At 39.0% G+C, this 15505-nt stretch carries 15 protein-coding genes and 1 pseudogene; 4 read left to right on the top strand and 12 right to left on the bottom strand.

Annotation, left to right across the window (positions count from 1 at the left end):
• Positions 1–10: 10 nt before the first annotated feature.
• From rbsD to HT729_RS05045, 3 genes are read right to left on the bottom strand one after another with little or no spacing between them, the layout of a single operon-like run.
• Positions 11–409 carry a D-ribose pyranase gene (gene rbsD, locus HT729_RS05055; protein ID WP_000759834.1) on the bottom strand — a complete coding sequence of 133 codons (399 nt, stop codon included), beginning with the start codon at positions 407–409 and terminating at the stop codon, positions 11–13.
• Positions 384–1295, bottom strand: coding sequence for a ribokinase (rbsK, locus tag HT729_RS05050; protein ID WP_166727464.1), 912 nt, complete (start codon positions 1293–1295; stop codon positions 384–386). The genes rbsD and rbsK overlap by 26 nt, the downstream gene beginning before the upstream one ends.
• On the bottom strand, positions 1295–2269 hold the full coding sequence (locus HT729_RS05045) for a LacI family DNA-binding transcriptional regulator (protein ID WP_000207600.1): 975 nt from the start codon (positions 2267–2269) through the stop codon (positions 1295–1297). Before HT729_RS05045 ends, rbsK begins: the two co-directional genes overlap by 1 nt.
• Before the next feature lie 144 nt (positions 2270–2413).
• On the opposite strand from HT729_RS05045, the pseudogene HT729_RS05040 reads away from it, so the two are divergent.
• Positions 2414–2482: pseudogene (locus tag HT729_RS05040) on the top strand (DNA-binding transcriptional regulator); the annotation flags it as partial.
• On the opposite strand, the gene HT729_RS05035 reads toward HT729_RS05040, so the two are convergent.
• The 5 genes from HT729_RS05035 to HT729_RS05015 all read right to left on the bottom strand — a co-directional run bounded on the left by HT729_RS05035 (position 2479) and on the right by HT729_RS05015 (position 7061).
• The gene (locus HT729_RS05035; protein WP_172922836.1) at positions 2479–2946 is read right to left on the bottom strand and encodes an 8-oxo-dGTP diphosphatase; all 468 of its coding nucleotides are present in this window, start codon (positions 2944–2946) and stop codon (positions 2479–2481) included. The pseudogene HT729_RS05040 and the gene HT729_RS05035 sit on opposite strands and share 4 nt — an antisense overlap.
• A gap of 69 nt (positions 2947–3015) precedes the next feature.
• Positions 3016–3504: a GNAT family N-acetyltransferase gene (locus HT729_RS05030; protein WP_172931751.1), complete on the bottom strand. Its 489-nt coding sequence runs from the start codon at positions 3502–3504 to the stop codon at positions 3016–3018.
• Positions 3470–4033 carry a GNAT family protein gene (locus HT729_RS05025; RefSeq protein WP_050207923.1) on the bottom strand — a complete coding sequence of 188 codons (564 nt, stop codon included), beginning with the start codon at positions 4031–4033 and terminating at the stop codon, positions 3470–3472. Before HT729_RS05025 ends, HT729_RS05030 begins: the two co-directional genes overlap by 35 nt.
• Before the next feature lie 9 nt (positions 4034–4042).
• Complete coding sequence (gene uvrB, locus HT729_RS05020) at positions 4043–6031, bottom strand: excinuclease ABC subunit UvrB (protein ID WP_172931750.1); 1989 nt, start codon at positions 6029–6031, stop codon at positions 4043–4045.
• A gap of 76 nt (positions 6032–6107) precedes the next feature.
• Positions 6108–7061: a CPBP family intramembrane glutamic endopeptidase gene (locus tag HT729_RS05015; RefSeq protein ID WP_023940195.1), complete on the bottom strand. Its 954-nt coding sequence runs from the start codon at positions 7059–7061 to the stop codon at positions 6108–6110.
• 172 nt (positions 7062–7233) lie between these two features.
• Between HT729_RS05015 and HT729_RS05010 the strand changes: the two genes are divergently transcribed.
• From HT729_RS05010 to zwf, 3 genes are all read left to right on the top strand, one after another.
• Positions 7234–9399, top strand: coding sequence for an ABC transporter substrate-binding protein/permease (locus HT729_RS05010; RefSeq protein WP_172931749.1), 2166 nt, complete (start codon positions 7234–7236; stop codon positions 9397–9399).
• Entirely contained in the window at positions 9399–10139 is a 741-nt protein-coding gene (locus HT729_RS05005; RefSeq protein ID WP_050251490.1) for an amino acid ABC transporter ATP-binding protein, read from the top strand. The genes HT729_RS05010 and HT729_RS05005 overlap by 1 nt, the downstream gene beginning before the upstream one ends.
• Before the next feature lie 150 nt (positions 10140–10289).
• Positions 10290–11777, top strand: a complete 1488-nt coding sequence (gene zwf, locus HT729_RS05000) for a glucose-6-phosphate dehydrogenase (RefSeq protein WP_172931748.1) — start codon at positions 10290–10292, stop codon at positions 11775–11777.
• A gap of 45 nt (positions 11778–11822) precedes the next feature.
• Here zwf and ftsY read toward each other — a convergent pair whose 3' ends face one another.
• The 4 genes from ftsY to HT729_RS12380 form a co-directional block, all read right to left on the bottom strand.
• Positions 11823–13100: a signal recognition particle-docking protein FtsY gene (ftsY, locus tag HT729_RS04995; protein WP_050261510.1), complete on the bottom strand. Its 1278-nt coding sequence runs from the start codon at positions 13098–13100 to the stop codon at positions 11823–11825.
• A gap of 3 nt (positions 13101–13103) precedes the next feature.
• The gene (locus tag HT729_RS04990; RefSeq protein WP_000763444.1) at positions 13104–13922 is read right to left on the bottom strand and encodes a Cof-type HAD-IIB family hydrolase; all 819 of its coding nucleotides are present in this window, start codon (positions 13920–13922) and stop codon (positions 13104–13106) included.
• Complete coding sequence (locus HT729_RS04985; protein ID WP_031243444.1) at positions 13922–14713, bottom strand: HAD family hydrolase; 792 nt, start codon at positions 14711–14713, stop codon at positions 13922–13924. Before HT729_RS04985 ends, HT729_RS04990 begins: the two co-directional genes overlap by 1 nt.
• Positions 14714–15335: 622 nt before the next feature.
• Positions 15336–15476, bottom strand: coding sequence for a hypothetical protein (locus tag HT729_RS12380; protein ID WP_212750423.1), 141 nt, complete (start codon positions 15474–15476; stop codon positions 15336–15338).
• Between the last annotated feature and the right edge of the window lie 29 nt (positions 15477–15505).

Genomic DNA, 15505 nt, shown 5'->3' with positions numbered 1-15505 from the left:
CAACCCCCTTCTAAATAATAACTCCTGATTGCAAGATTATATTCGAATATGGTGTATCTTCCCCAGTGCGAATAACTGCCTTAACTTTAGTATTCATAGCTTTCAATTCTTCGTGACTAATATATTCAATAATTATATTCGATTCTAAAAGATCTAAAACTGCTTGCCACTGTTCTTTGTTTTTTTCCTTAATTTCTTCTGCTAAGAAAATTTTTTCAATAAGTACATGATCTGAATATTCTTTTAAAACTTCTAAAAAACTTGGACTACCTTTTCTTAATGCTAAATCAATTTTGTCAACACCTTTTGGAACTGGCAATCCTAAATCTCCGATACAAACCAAATCCATATGACCTAAATCATCAGCTAGTTTTGCTATATTACTATTTAAAATCCCATATTTCTTCATATCCTGAATGCTCCTTTATTTCTTTCAAACTCGGCATGCCTCCTTGCGCTCCAAATCTTTGAACAGACAGATGTGAAGCAATCGTTGCAAAGGACAATGCAACATTCATCTCTTTTCCTTTTGAGATAGCATAAGCAAAAGCACCATTAAATGTATCTCCTGCTCCTGTAGTATCCACTACTTCTGCTTTTATAGCAGGAATCTTCTGAACTACTGCCCCATCATAATAAATGGAACCTTCAACTCCTAATGTCACAATCATTTTATTAGGATAAATTTTAATAATTTCTTCTAATTTCTTATCTGGAAAAAGCTCTGAACATTCATGCTCATTAGGAGTAATAAAATCACAAAAAGGAATCATCTCTATGTCTGTTTCTCTAGCTGGTGCAGGATTGTAAAGCACCTTAACTTGATTTTCTTGACAAAATTTAGCTATAGATAGGTTGGCTTCATGTGGTATTTCATTCTGTAATACAACAATACTTGCATCACTAATCAATTCCCACTCATTTTTCCAATCATTTGTTTTAACTAAATTATTCGCTCCGGGATAATAAATAATCCTATTATCACCTCCATATAAAGTAATTTGTGCAACTCCTGTAGATTGTGGTACCGTTCCCACATGTTCTGTAGAAATATTATTATTTTGCAGATTACTTAGTAAATCTGCTGAAAAAATATCTTCTCCGACGTTTCCAAATATGTAAATATTATCTTCTACACTTGATAATCTACCAATAGCTACCGCTTGATTTGCACCTTTTCCACCTGGAACTATATTAAATGAATCCCCAAAAATCGTTTCACCTCCTTCTGGAATCCTTTTTGTTCTCATAACTAAGTCCATTGAAATACTTCCAACAACAACAATTTTACTCATTACTTTCTCCTTAATGTATTTCTTTCTACGTATCTAACAGGTAGTTTAATTTTAGCTTCATCTATAGAGAACTTATTTGCCATATTATAGATTAGTTTTGCAGCCTGTTCTCCCATTTTATATGATGATTGGTGAATAGTTGATAAAGAAGGGTAAATAAATTGACTAAGTACAATATCGTCATAACCAATGATTTGAATATCATCTGGAATTTTTTTACCAATTGCTAAAATTTCATGAATATAAGCTATCGCATGAATATCAGAAGGTGCTATAATACTATCGATATTTGGATTTCTTTTTAGATTCTCTTTAGCTTCTTTTTGAATTTTTTCAAAGTCAAACGTTTCACTTTCTTCAATACAAATTTCTAAAGATTTATTCCTCAAATAGTTTAAACTTGCTTCAAACCGTTCCGCGATATTCTCGGCTTTATCATCTAAAACTTTAATAATCAGAACTTGTTTAGCACCTGCATTACAGATTGCTTCAGCAGCCAAACGACCACCTGACTGATTATCAGAAAAAACACCGTAACCTGTATCTTTACTAATTCGGTCAACCACAACAACAGGTAATGATAAATCTGGATATTCTTTTGTGAAGTCATGTGTAGTAATAATTCCAGCAGCATTTGTTTTCAACAGTAAATTAACATATTCACTCAAAGATTCTTGGTCTGAAATCGTACCAACCATAATTCTATAACCTTTATCTTTCAAATATGATTCAGCGCCTCGAACCAATCTTGGGAAGAAGGGATTTGAAATATCTGGCAGTAAGAGTCCTACCATTTGGTTTTTTTTGGTTTTCAAAGATTGTGCTAATACATTTGGTGTGTAATTTAATTTTTTAATCGCATTTTTTATTTTTTCTCTCGCATCATCTCCAACATAACCTTTTTTTGATATATATCTTGAAACCGTTGATTTTGATACTCCAGCTTCTTCAGCAACCTGTTTTATTGTAGTCATCACTCCTCCTTCTCACGTTGTGGAACCGTTCCCTTATTCTATAGTAAACGTTTTCTTTTGATTTGTCAATACTTTTCTAAAAATATTTTAAATTTATTTCAGAGTACATATATTTTTTCCTAATCTTCTATTACTATTAGACAGGAAACACAACAAGACCTCCACTATATCGAGGAGGCCTTGGATCAGCTAGGTTATTTAGTAAAGGATTAGAAAATTTTCTTTTCCCAATCGTCTTCTGTACGGCGAGGGTAGAAAAATTCAGACTTGTCCGGAGCTTCCATCATCTCCATCAAAGGTAGCATATCATAGGCCAGATCCAAGTTTGGAATCTGGTCTTTTTGCACCCAAGAAACCTCTCCCTCTTCTGAAGAGCGAAGGGTACCAGAGAACTCAGTTGCCTTATAACAAATGACAATATAGCGCCCACCTGTATCTAGTGGCCAATTTTTAATGCCGACAAGTTGAGGATTTTGGATAGTCAACCCTGTTTCTTCATAGATTTCACGAATGACAGACTCTGCTAAAGATTCGCCATTTTCTACATGGCCTCCTGGAAAGGCATAACCTGACCAGCGATTGGTTTCAGGAGAGCGATACTGCATCACCACGCGCTGGGTTTCTAGGTCTTCAATCAGACAAATGTTTGTTAAAATCGTTAATTGGGAACGGGACATAAATTTACTCGCTTTCTAATTTATTAAATTTTTAGACTTGGTACCATATTAGCTTTTACTTTTTTAAAATTATTTAGAATAGAACACCATTCGTTTTTCATTTATAGGTTTTCCAAGTTCAAGTATTTTTTCTTGTCCATCAAAAGTAAAACCCATTTTTTGATAGAAAGCAATGGCGCGCTTGTTATCTTTCAATACCCATAAGAAAATTTCAGAAAAATGATTAAGATCAGTCAAAGCTGCTTTCACTAACTTTTGTGCGATTCCTTTTCCATAATAGTCTTTTAAAACATAGAAAGCAATAATTTCACCAGCTTGAATAGTCTCATCACGACAGTTGCCATAACTTATAAAACCAACTATCTTCACACCATCCATCGCAATCAATGTATTTTCTGGATACTTTTGACTAAAGAGTCGACATCTTTCTAATGTCATTGTCTCCTGAAATTCCGCAGGCAAAAGGTCATCATAAGCCTCTCTCCACGTTTGCCAGTGAACGAAGGATTTACCTTCTATCTCTTCAGGAGTTTCCATTGATTTGATAATAACCGTCATTTATTTTCTCCCAGTCTTCTCTCAAAATACCATATTTAATACTGTCAAAATATTTACCTTGATAATAACGAACTTTTGGAATATGAGCTTCTTTTTTCATTCTTAATTTTTCAGCAAGTTTCATCATACCAATATTTCCTGACCAAGTTGTCAAACCCAGATGCTCCAACTCCAAGTAATCCTGAAACGTCCTATCTATCCACTGCAACATAGCAACTTTCCCAATACCAGTGTTCCAGAATTTTTTATCATAAATACCAATTCCCAATTCCATCCATCTTGTTTCTTTACATACCCAATAACGCGAAACAGTCCCAACTAGTTTATCATCAACAAAAATACCAAGGCGATTTGAGTGGCTTAAAATGGATTCTGATTTTTGTAGTTCGAATTCTTTAAAATTTGAAAAATACTGATAATCATCATAATAGGGAGCATCATACTGTTTCCAAACTGGATTAAGCTGTGAATAAGCCATTTCCCATAAAGACATCAAATCTTCTTTCTTTAACTTTCTTAAATAAATCATACTATTCCCCTAATCCAAGGCCTTGACTTCCAGCATCATATCACGAATCTGAGCTGCTAGTTCAAAGTCAAGCACTTCAACTGCTTCTTGCATTTGTTTCTCAAGCTTTTTGACTAGTTCTTTGCACTCTTGTTTGTTGAGGCTATTGATGTCGACTTCCTTGTCCTCTTCCTTAGCAACTGCCTTGGTCACAGCAATCAGGTCACGGATTTCTTTCTTGATTGTCTGAGGCACAATACCGTGTTCTTCATTATAAGCCATCTGGATTTTGCGACGACGGGCAGTTTCATCGATAGCACGTTGCATAGACTGGGTAACCGTGTCCGCATACATGATGACATGCCCTTCACTGTTACGGGCAGCACGACCAATGGTCTGGATGAGTCCACGTTCGTTACGAAGGAAACCTTCCTTGTCAGCATCGAGAATAGCAACCAAGCTTACCTCGGGAACGTCAATCCCTTCACGAAGGAGGTTGATTCCGACCAAGACATCAAAGACACCCAAGCGCAGGTCACGGATAATCTCCGTCCGCTCTAAAGTCTTGATATCCGAGTGCATGTACTTGACCTTGATTCCCATTTCCTTAAAGTAGTCGGTCAAGTCCTCTGCCATTTTCTTGGTCAAGGTGGTGATAAAGGTTCGTTCATTCTTTTCAACACGGGCATTGATTTCACCTAAGAGGTCATCAATCTGTCCCATAGTCGGACGGACTTCCACCTCTGGATCCAATAGCCCTGTCGGACGAATAATTTGCTCAATCACTGTCTCAGTTTGTTCATTTTCATAATCACCTGGTGTCGCTGAAACGTAGACAATCTGATGGACATGGCTTTCAAACTCTTCACGACGGAGAGGACGATTGTCCAGAGCAGACGGTAAACGGAAACCATAATTAACCAGCATTTCCTTACGAGAACGGTCTCCATTGTACATGCCCTTGATTTGCCCCATGGTCATGTGGCTCTCGTCAATCATGATTAAGAAATCATCTGGGAAAAAGTCGAGAAGGGTATAAGGAGGCTCTCCTTCACTACGTCCATCCATGTGACGTGAATAGTTCTCAACCCCGTTGGTATAGCCCATCTCACGTAGCATTTCGATATCGTACTCTGTCCGTTGTTTCAAGCGCTGGGCTTCAAGCAGTTTGCCTTTCTTCTCAAAGACAGCTAGTTGCTCTTCTAATTCTGCTTGAATCTTTGCAATGGCAACTTCCATGTGGTCGTCATTGGTCACAAAGTGTGTCGCTGGAAAAATCGCCAAATGATCCACTTCTCCTAAGACCTGTCCTGTCAGAGCCTCAACCTCACGAATACGGTCAATTTCGTCTCCAAAAAATTCTACTCGAAAAGCGTGCTCATCACGAGAGGCTGGGAAAATCTCTACCACATCCCCACGCACACGAAATCTTCCCCGTTGGAAATCAATATCGTTTCGCTCAAACTGGATGTCAACTAAGTCATTCAAGAGTTTATCACGAGAAATCTCTAGACCAGGACGGAGACTAACGACACTGTCAGCGTATTCCTTGGGCGAACCCAAACCATAGATACAAGAGACTGAGGCCACGACAATAACATCATTACGCTCCAAAAGGGCCGAAGTAGCGGAGTGGCGAAGCTTGTCAATCTCGTCATTGACAGAACTATCCTTCTCAATATAGGTATCGCTAGAAGGGACATAGGCCTCTGGCTGGTAATAATCATAGTAGGATACGAAGTACTCAACTGCATTTTCAGGGAAAAATTCTTTAAACTCCCCATAGAGCTGTCCTGCCAGAGTTTTATTGTGGGCAATGACCAGAGTTGGTTTATTGACTTTGGAAATGACCTGACTCATGGTATAGGTCTTCCCTGTTCCGGTCGCCCCCATCAGAATCTGAGCTTTTTCTCCACCCTCGATATTATCAACCAACTGCTCGATAGCTTGGGGTTGATCTCCTGATGGTTGATATTTTGATACTAGTTTAAATTGATTATCTGTAATGCGGTTAATCATAAGAATCCTCTCTCCATGTGCTATTCCTATTTTAGCATACTTGTAGCATTTTCACGAAGAAAAGGACGGACCGAAGTCACATCCTTTCATTTTCTTTCTTTAATTGATAAGCGAGATAAAGAATCAGCAGAAACAAAATAATACTGGACACGATGGAACCCTCAATACCAAAAGACCCACCAGATAGCCAGTCTTGATTGCCTTGTGGAGTAAATTTCATGATTGATGTTCCTGAAGACTGACCACTAACTAATACTCCAAAGAGGTTTCCCTGTGCGAAATTCCAGGCTCCATGAATACCACCTATACCCCATATAGTATCTGTTTTAAGAAGATATAGGGACATGGCAACTCCGAATAAAAAGAGATCAATTGCAGATAAGAAAGTTATGCCTGGATTTCCTAAATGAAGTAAGGTAAAGAGACTACTAGATATGATAATAGCGACTTTAAGATTAGTTCTCTTAGCCAATTGTGGAATCAGCCAAGCACGAGTAACCAATTCTTCTGCCGTTCCTTGTAAAATCCAAAAAGGTATTGTAAATAAAGTAAAAGCTAGCGAATAAGTATCCAAGTGAATGGAGTCAAATTGATACTGCCCCAAGGCTACTAGTCCAGCCAAAGCAAGTATAAAGAGGGATAGACCAAGACCGTATCCTTTAAATAAGGCACTTAAAAAATTTTCTTTATAGAATCCCAAGGTTCGAATCGGTCTTTTCTCTACTTTTCTAGTCCATCTAAACACAGTTAAGATGATAAAACCAAAGGACAATAATTCAAATATTAAATGGATGTCACTTGTTTTATCAGATAAATTCTGAAATAACATTTGAAGGAAATCTGCAATTCTTTGACCACCCATACCAAGATTGCTAAATAGCCCGATCAATGCTAAAAAACTAAGGCCAAAAAATAGAGAAGATATGAACTCAGATATATAGACGAAAAATAGAGCTAACAAGGGGCTTGTGTAAATGTTTAAACTCATTTTAGAAGTTTCAAAGTCTTTTAAGATTCTTTTGTCTTTCATAACTTTATCCTCTTTTACTATATGATATACCTTTATTATAGCACTTCTGTTGTGTGATTCAAGACAAAACAAGAATTATGGATGTTATATTTTCTAACACAGAAATATAAAAATTTGCCTTTTTTTACTTTTTCTGATATAATGGGAAAATATTCGGAAAAGGAGACTAAAAATGAAGAAAAAATTTCTAGCATTTTTGCTAATTTTATTCCCAATTTTCTCATTAGGTATTGCAAAAGCTGAGACGATTAAGATTGTTTCTGATACCGCCTATGCGCCTTTTGAGTTTAAAGATTCAGATCAAACTTATAAAGGAATTGATGTTGACATTATTAACAAAGTCGCTGAGATTAAAGGATGGAACATTCAGATGTCCTATCCTGGATTTGACGCAGCGGTCAATGCGGTTCAAGCTGGTCAAGCTGATGCTATCATGGCAGGGATGACAAAGACGAAAGAACGTGAAAAAGTTTTCACCATGTCTGATACTTACTATGATACAAAAGTTGTCATTGCAACTACTAAGTCACACAAGATTAGTAAATATGACCAATTAAAAGGAAAAACTGTTGGTGTTAAAAACGGAACAGCCGCTCAACGTTTCCTTGAAAGTATCAAGGATAAATACGGTTTTACTATTAAAACATTTGACACTAGTGATTTGATGAACAACAGCTTGAGTGCTGGTGCCATCGATGCCATGATGGATGACAAACCTGTTATCGAATATGCCATTAACCAAGGTCAAGACCTCCATATTGAAATGGATGGTGAAGCTGTAGGTAGCTTTGCTTTCGGTGTTAAAAAAGGTAGCAAATACGAGCACTTAGTCACTGAATTTAACCAAGCCTTGGCTGAAATGAAAAAAGATGGTAGTCTTGATAAAATCATCAAGAAATGGACTGCTTCATCATCTTCAGCAGTGCCAACTACAACTACTCTAGCGGGCTTAAAAGCTATTCCTGTTAAGGCTAAATACATTATTGCCAGCGATTCTTCTTTTGCACCTTTTGTTTTCCAAAATTCAAGCAACCAATACACTGGTATTGATATGGAATTGATTAAGGCAATCGCTAAAGACCAAGGTTTTGAAATTGAAATCACCAACCCTGGTTTTGATGCTGCTATCAGTGCTGTTCAAGCTGGACAAGCTGATGGTATCATTGCTGGTATGTCTGTTACAGATGCTCGTAAGGCAACTTTTGACTTCTCAGAATCATACTACACTGCCAATACTATCCTTGGTGTCAAAGAATCAAGTACCATTGCTTCTTATGAAGATTTGAAAGGGAAGACAGTCGGTGTTAAAAACGGAACTGCTTCTCAAACCTTCCTAACAGAAAATCAAAGCAAATACGGCTACAAAATCAAAACCTTCGCTGATGGTTCGTCAATGTATGACAGTTTAAACACTGGTGCCATTGATGCCGTTATGGATGATGAGCCTGTTCTCAAATATTCTATCAGCCAAGGACAAAAATTGAAAACACCAATCGCTGGAACTCCAATCGGTGAAACAGCCTTTGCCGTTAAAAAAGGCACAAATCCAGAATTGATTGAAATGTTCAATAACGGACTTGCAAACCTTAAAGCAAACGGAGAATTCCAAAAGATTCTTGATAAATACCTAGCTAGTGAGTCTTCAACCGCTTCAACAAGCACTGTTGATGAAACAACTATCTGGGGCTTGCTTCAAAACAACTACAAACAACTCCTTAGCGGGCTTGGTATCACTCTTGCTCTAGCTCTTATCTCATTTGCTATTGCTATTGTTATCGGGATTATCTTCGGTATGTTTAGCGTTAGCCCCTACAAATCTCTTCGTGTGATTTCTGAGATTTTCGTTGACGTTATCCGTGGTATTCCATTGATGATTCTTGCAGCCTTCATCTTCTGGGGAATTCCAAACTTCCTCGAGTCTATCACAGGCCAACAAAGTCCAATTAACGACTTTGTAGCTGGAACCATTGCCCTATCGCTCAATGCAGCCGCTTATATCGCTGAAATCGTTCGTGGTGGTATTCAGGCCGTTCCAGTTGGCCAAATGGAAGCCAGCCGAAGCTTGGGTATCTCTTATGGAAAAACCATGCGTAAGATTATCTTGCCACAAGCAACTAAATTGATGTTGCCAAACTTTGTTAACCAATTCGTTATCGCTCTGAAAGATACAACTATCGTATCTGCTATCGGTTTGGTTGAACTCTTCCAAACTGGTAAGATTATCATTGCCCGTAACTACCAAAGTTTCAAGATGTATGCAATCCTTGCTATCTTCTATCTTGTAATTATCACGCTTTTGACTAAACTAGCGAAACGCTTAGAAAAGAGGATTCGTTAATGGCAAAATTAAAAATTGATGTAAATGATTTACACAAAAGCTACGGAAAAAATGAGGTTTTAAAAGGAATTACGACTAAGTTCTATGAAGGAGATGTTGTTTGTATCATCGGTCCTTCAGGTTCTGGTAAATCGACCTTCCTTCGTAGCCTCAATCTTCTAGAAGAAGTAACTAGTGGTCACATCACTGTGAACGGTTATGACTTAACTGAAAAAACAACCAACGTTGACCACGTCCGTGAAAATATCGGAATGGTGTTCCAACACTTCAATCTCTTCCCACACATGTCTGTATTGGACAACATCACCTTTGCTCCTATTGAGCACAAGTTGATGACTAAGGAAGAAGCTGAGAAATTGGGAATGGAGTTGCTTGACAAGGTTGGGCTAGCAGATAAGGCTAAGGCATGTCCAGATAGCCTATCAGGTGGTCAAAAACAACGTGTAGCCATCGCTCGTGGTCTAGCAATGAATCCAGACATCATGCTCTTTGATGAACCAACTTCTGCCCTTGACCCTGAGATGGTCGGAGACGTACTAAACGTTATGAAGGAATTAGCGGAGCAAGGCATGACCATGATCATTGTAACCCACGAGATGGGATTTGCCCGTCAGGTTGCCAACCGCGTTATCTTTACTGCAGATGGCGAGTTCCTTGAAGATGGGACACCTGATCAAATCTTTGACAACCCACAACACCCACGTCTGAAAGAATTTTTAGATAAGGTTTTAAACGTTTAAACTCAAACTGTAAGGACTTCCTTGCAGTTTTTTTCTATCTCGTATTGGAATTTTTGATTTTTCGGAAAATTATGTTAGAATTAAGTTTATGAAATGAGGTTTCCTCATACCTAGCAAGACTAGGAATAAAAATAGAAATTAGGTAGCTAGATGTCATCTAAGGTTATTGTTACAATTTTCGGTGCGAGTGGAGACCTGGCTAAACGCAAGCTCTACCCTTCCCTATTTAGACTATATAAATCCGGCAATCTTTCCAAACATTTTGCCGTCATTGGAACTGCCCGTCGTCCTTGGAGCAAGGAATATTTTGAATCTGTTGTAGTCGAATCTATCCTTGATTTGGCAGATAGTACCGAACAGGCTCAAGAGTTCGCTAGCCACTTCTACTATCAAAGTCATGATGTCAACGATACAGAACACTACATTGCTTTGCGTCAATTGCAGGCTGAACTAAATGACAAGTACCAAGCTGAACACAACAAGCTCTTCTTCTTATCTATGGCACCTCAGTTCTTTGGAACTATTGCCAAACACCTCAAGTCTGAAAATATCGTAGATGGTAAAGGTTTTGAACGCTTAATCGTTGAAAAACCATTTGGTACAGATTACGCAACTGCAAGCAAGTTGAATGACGAGCTCCTAGCAACATTTGACGAAGAACAAATTTTCCGTATCGACCATTATCTTGGTAAGGAAATGATTCAAAGTATCTTTGCAGTTCGCTTTGCCAACCTGATTTTTGAAAACGTTTGGAACAAGGATTTTATCGATAATGTTCAAATTACCTTTGCGGAGCGCTTGGGTGTAGAAGAACGTGGTGGCTATTATGATGAATCTGGTGCCCTCCGCGACATGGTACAGAACCACACTCTACAACTTCTTTCGCTCCTTGCTATGGACAAACCAGCCAGCTTCACAAAAGACGAGATTCGTGCTGAGAAGATTAAGGTCTTTAAAAACCTCTATCATCCAACGGATGAAGAGCTTAAAGAACACTTTATCCGTGGTCAATACCGTTCTGGTAAGATTGATGGCATGAAATACATCTCTTATCGTAGCGAGCCAAATGTGAATCCAGAATCAACAACTGAAACCTTTGCATCTGGTGCTTTCTTTGTAGACAGCGATCGATTCCGTGGTGTTCCTTTCTTCTTCCGTACTGGTAAACGTCTGACTGAAAAAGGCACTCATGTCAACATCGTCTTTAAACAAATGGACTCTATCTTTGGAGAACCACTTGCTCCAAACATTTTGACCATCTATATCCAACCCACAGAAGGCTTCTCTCTCAGTCTAAATGGGAAGCAAGTAGGAGAAGAATTTAACTTGGCTCCTAACTCACTGGATTACCGTACAGATGCGACCGCAACTGGTGCTTCTCCAGAACCATACGAGAAATTGATTTATGATGTCCTAAATAACAACTCAACTAACTTTAGCCACTGGGATGAAGTTGGTGCGTCATGGAAATTGATTGACCGTATCGAAGAGCTCTGGGCTGAAAATGGTGCCCCACTTCATGACTATAAAGCTGGAAGCATGGGACCTCAAGCAAGCTTTGACTTACTTGAAAAATTCGGTGCCAAATGGACTTGGCAACCAGATATCGCCTATCGTCAAGATGATCGTTTAGAATAAAAAAATTTCCTGCAAGTTTATGCCTTGCAGGATTTTTGCTTCTGATTAGATTAAGCCTTCCAAGAGACCTTTCATAAAGTTTTCTGAGTTAAACTCTCCAATATCATCGATTTTTTCACCAAAACCAATCAATTTTACAGGAATATTGAGTTCTTCACGGATGGCTAGAACAACACCACCTCGAGCAGTTCCATCAATCTTAGTCAAGACAATTCCTGTTAAAGGAGTGATTTTTGAAAATTCTTTGGCCTGTACCAAGGCATTTTGACCTGTTGATGCATCAAGTGCCAAGAAGGTTTCATGAGGAGCTTCTGGCACAATACGTTTGATAATACGACCAATCTTTTCCAACTCAGCCATGAGGTTGTCCTTGTTTTGCAAACGACCAGCAGTATCGATCATGAGAATATCGATACCTTCAGCCACGGCACGTTCCATGCCATCAAAGACCACACTGGCTGGATCAGCTTTTTCAGATCCAGTCACAACTGGAACGTCCACACGACGGCCCCATTCAGCAAGCTGGGCTACCGCCCCTGCACGGAAGGTGTCTGCCGCAACCAACATGACTTTCTTACCTGCTTGTTTGTAGCGGTGGGCTAGTTTCCCGATAGAAGTTGTTTTCCCAACACCATTCACACCAACAAAGAGCATGACTGTCAAGCCATCTTGGAAGTGGATGCTTTCATCGTAGCTACCATCCTTTTCATAAAGCTCAACCAATTTCTCAATGATGACACGGCGCAGTGCATCAGGTTTCTTGGCGTTTTCAAGCTTGGCTTCGTAGCGTAACTCATCTGTTAAGTTAGAAGCGACCTGTACACCAACGTCACTCATGATCAGCAGTTCTTCCAGTTCCTCGAAAAATTCTTCGTCAACAGAGCGGAAATTAGCAAAGAAGGCGTTCAAGCGAGCTCCGAAGCCTGTACGAGTTTTCTTAAGACTGCGGTCATATTTTTCCTGAACAGTTTCTTCTGCTTGAGGCGTTTGTGCTTCAAGAATTTCAGAATTATTTTCTTCTACAGTCTCTAGAAACTCAGTATTCTCTTCTTCTGAGTGTGGAAATTCTGCGACTTCTTTTTGAGAAACTTCTACAACTGGCTCTAAATCCAGACTTTCTTCAACTGTGTCTTGGATTTTCTCTTCTTCAAACACAGCTTCTTCAGAACTTTCAACCTCTGCTTCTTCCTGAGAAATTTCCTCAGCTTCTGTTAAGGCATGCTCAACATCTTCAGACAAATCAAGATTTTCCAGAGCTTCTTTTACAACTTCTTCGATTTTAGGTTCTTCTTTTTTTCCGAATAGACGGTCAAATAATCCCATATCTTAGTTCTCCTTTAGCACATATTCTTCGATAGCCCAGGCGACAGCCTCTTCATCGTTGGTCATTGGCGTCACTACATTTGCGACTGCCTTGACTTCAGGAACAGCGTTTTGCATGGCAACACCAAGCCCTGCCCATTCAATCATAGAAAGGTCATTGGCTTCATCACCACAGGCCATAACTTGGCTTTGGTCGATTCCTAGATGGCTGATTAGTTTTGCCAAACCTGTTGCTTTATGAACATTCTTTGGTGACCATTCTAGCAACATTTCACGTGATTTAAAGATTTCATATTGGTCAAACAATTCTGGAGAAATCTTTTGAATGGCTGCATCCAAGGGTTCTTGAGCAAAGGCAGTCACGCATTTATTGTAGGTCATTTGACTAGACAAGTCTTCAAAGTCCACTGGAACAAAAGTCAAAGCTGGATTAAATTTGGCATAAAGACTTTCTTGGTCGGATTGGATTTGATAAACAGTTCCTTCTGAGATAGCATCAAGAGGCAGTGATAATTTCTCTGTTTCCTCATACAAGCGTGCCACATCATCATATGAAAAGACTGTTTTATCAAGGATTTCTCCTGTATTTTTCTGAACCAAACCACCATTAAAAGTAATCGTATACTCATCTTCTTGGCCGTCAGTCCCTAGCTCATGGAGAAAGAAATCCATGGCTTTTAAGGGACGACCAGTTGTCAATACAACCTTAATACCACGATCACGCGCAGCTTTCAAAGTTGCCTTGGTACGATCCGTCAGCCTTTTATCAGTAGTCAACAAGGTCCCGTCCAAGTCCAATGCAATCAATTTTATATCTGCCATTATAAGCCCTCCATATAAGCTATAACCGACTGGTCCTTATGGTGACCAATCACAGTCTCTGCTAATTCTAAAATTTCTGGTCGTGCATTTTCAGGAGCTACAGGATGTCCCACAACCTGCATCATATGCAAGTCATTTAGATTGTCTCCAAAAGCCATAACCTGATCCATTGTGATACCAAGTTTTTTAGCTAATTCAACAATAGCCACACCCTTATCGACATAGTCCAGAACAATATCAATGGATTCAAAGCCAGTTGTCATGGCCTTAACACCAGGAACATGTTCATTAACCCAAGCTTCCCCAGCTTCTAGCGTTTCTTCTGTGAAGTTGGTTGTAAATTTGAAAATGTCATCTGTAATATCTTCTAGACTCGCTACTTTTTGAATATTTTCATTATAGTGCTGACTCACTTTTAAATAGGTCTCATCAACCGTATCTAGCACATAAGAGCCTTTTTTCCCCGTCAAGAGCAATTTATTAATATCTACATAAGGTGACGTTTTCAGCTTTTCAAAAGTTGATAGATAGAACTCACGAGACATGGTCGCTTCATACAAGTCCTGACCTTGATATTCGACCAAACTGCCATTTTCCGCGATGAAAATAATGTCATCACGAACATCAGCAAATAATTTTTCTAAGGATAGAAATCCGCGCCCCGAAGCCACCGCAAAGTAAATCCCTTTTTCCTTGTAGGAAGCCAAAAGAGACTTGAGGCGATCCATATCAAAGCGTCCATTCCCATCTAGGAAGGTTCCGTCCATATCCGTTGCTACTAATTTAATCATAAATTCTTCATACTCCAATTAATAAATCCACCTTCTATTATACCATAGAAAAAGCAAATAGCGCCTAATCCATTTGAGATTAGACGCTTGATAAACTCCCGACTTTATCACTTAATTTTTATCCAATATTACTTAACCCTTTAGTATAACTGGATTTTTTCTAAATTCCCAAACTAACTTCCACCGCCAATAAAAGTTGAAATTAATCTGATAAAAATCGAAAAAACAAGTGGAATTCCAAGTCAGAGTAAGTTCCACTTGTTTATCGTCCAATAACAAGGAAGAGATGCTCGTCTTTCAAAATTGTCTTAAAGGTTTCTTCAGAATTGAGCCTGTATTCAATAGCCTTCCCTAGTTCTGAACCCTGTAAAACTGACTGGATCCGGCACCAAACAAAGAAGTCTTCCATTCAGGGTTGGAGCTTTTCTTGACGTTTCTGTAGTCGTTCATCAATCGACAATGTATCCCATCAATAAGCTAAGCCTTTAGCACCTAACGATGATTTCCCCACTTGCTTGGGCGTCGCTTCAAAAAACTCCTTTCTCACATGTGCCCAACAACCAACAAGTGCAGCTTCTTCCAGTTGACGATAAGCGGACGAGCATCTCGCAGTTTACCAAGCTTAGCATCGCTTTGCTCCTAAACCTTGGACTGCTATCGCATAAGCAGAATAAGCTCCCTGAGATTCCTGCACTACTAAACCACTCCGTCGCTGATCATGATGGTAAAGCGTGATACCTTGTTGCTCATCTTTCCCTGACAAAAAAGTCTAATAATAGGTCTGCTGGCTAT

This window comes from Streptococcus sp. 79, from assembly GCF_013277425.1.
GTDB classification, from domain to species: domain Bacteria; phylum Bacillota; class Bacilli; order Lactobacillales; family Streptococcaceae; genus Streptococcus; species Streptococcus pseudopneumoniae.
Note: the sequence above shows the minus strand (reverse complement) of the source record. Positions and strands in the feature narration are given on the sequence as shown.

Excerpts from the sequence above, each read along its gene's own strand:
- rbsK (WP_166727464.1), bottom strand. The coding sequence starts at position 1,295 with ATGAGTAAAATTGTTGTTGTTGGAAGTATTTCAATGGACTTAGTTATG.
- HT729_RS05045 (WP_000207600.1), bottom strand. The coding sequence starts at position 2,269 with ATGACTACAATAAAACAGGTTGCTGAAGAAGCTGGAGTATCAAAATCA.
- ftsY (WP_050261510.1), bottom strand. The coding sequence starts at position 13,100 with ATGGGATTATTTGACCGTCTATTCGGAAAAAAAGAAGAACCTAAAATC.
- rbsD (WP_000759834.1), bottom strand. The coding sequence starts at position 409 with ATGAAGAAATATGGGATTTTAAATAGTAATATAGCAAAACTAGCTGAT.
- HT729_RS05005 (WP_050251490.1), top strand. The coding sequence starts at position 9,399 with ATGGCAAAATTAAAAATTGATGTAAATGATTTACACAAAAGCTACGGA.
- HT729_RS05025 (WP_050207923.1), bottom strand. The coding sequence starts at position 4,033 with ATGATTTATTTAAGAAAGTTAAAGAAAGAAGATTTGATGTCTTTATGG.
- HT729_RS05015 (WP_023940195.1), bottom strand. The coding sequence starts at position 7,061 with ATGAAAGACAAAAGAATCTTAAAAGACTTTGAAACTTCTAAAATGAGT.
- HT729_RS05035 (WP_172922836.1), bottom strand. The coding sequence starts at position 2,946 with ATGTCCCGTTCCCAATTAACGATTTTAACAAACATTTGTCTGATTGAA.
- uvrB (WP_172931750.1), bottom strand. The coding sequence starts at position 6,031 with ATGATTAACCGCATTACAGATAATCAATTTAAACTAGTATCAAAATAT.
- zwf (WP_172931748.1), top strand. The coding sequence starts at position 10,290 with ATGTCATCTAAGGTTATTGTTACAATTTTCGGTGCGAGTGGAGACCTG.
- HT729_RS05010 (WP_172931749.1), top strand. The coding sequence starts at position 7,234 with ATGAAGAAAAAATTTCTAGCATTTTTGCTAATTTTATTCCCAATTTTC.
- HT729_RS04990 (WP_000763444.1), bottom strand. The coding sequence starts at position 13,922 with ATGGCAGATATAAAATTGATTGCATTGGACTTGGACGGGACCTTGTTG.
- HT729_RS04985 (WP_031243444.1), bottom strand. The coding sequence starts at position 14,713 with ATGATTAAATTAGTAGCAACGGATATGGACGGAACCTTCCTAGATGGG.
- HT729_RS05030 (WP_172931751.1), bottom strand. The coding sequence starts at position 3,504 with ATGACGGTTATTATCAAATCAATGGAAACTCCTGAAGAGATAGAAGGT.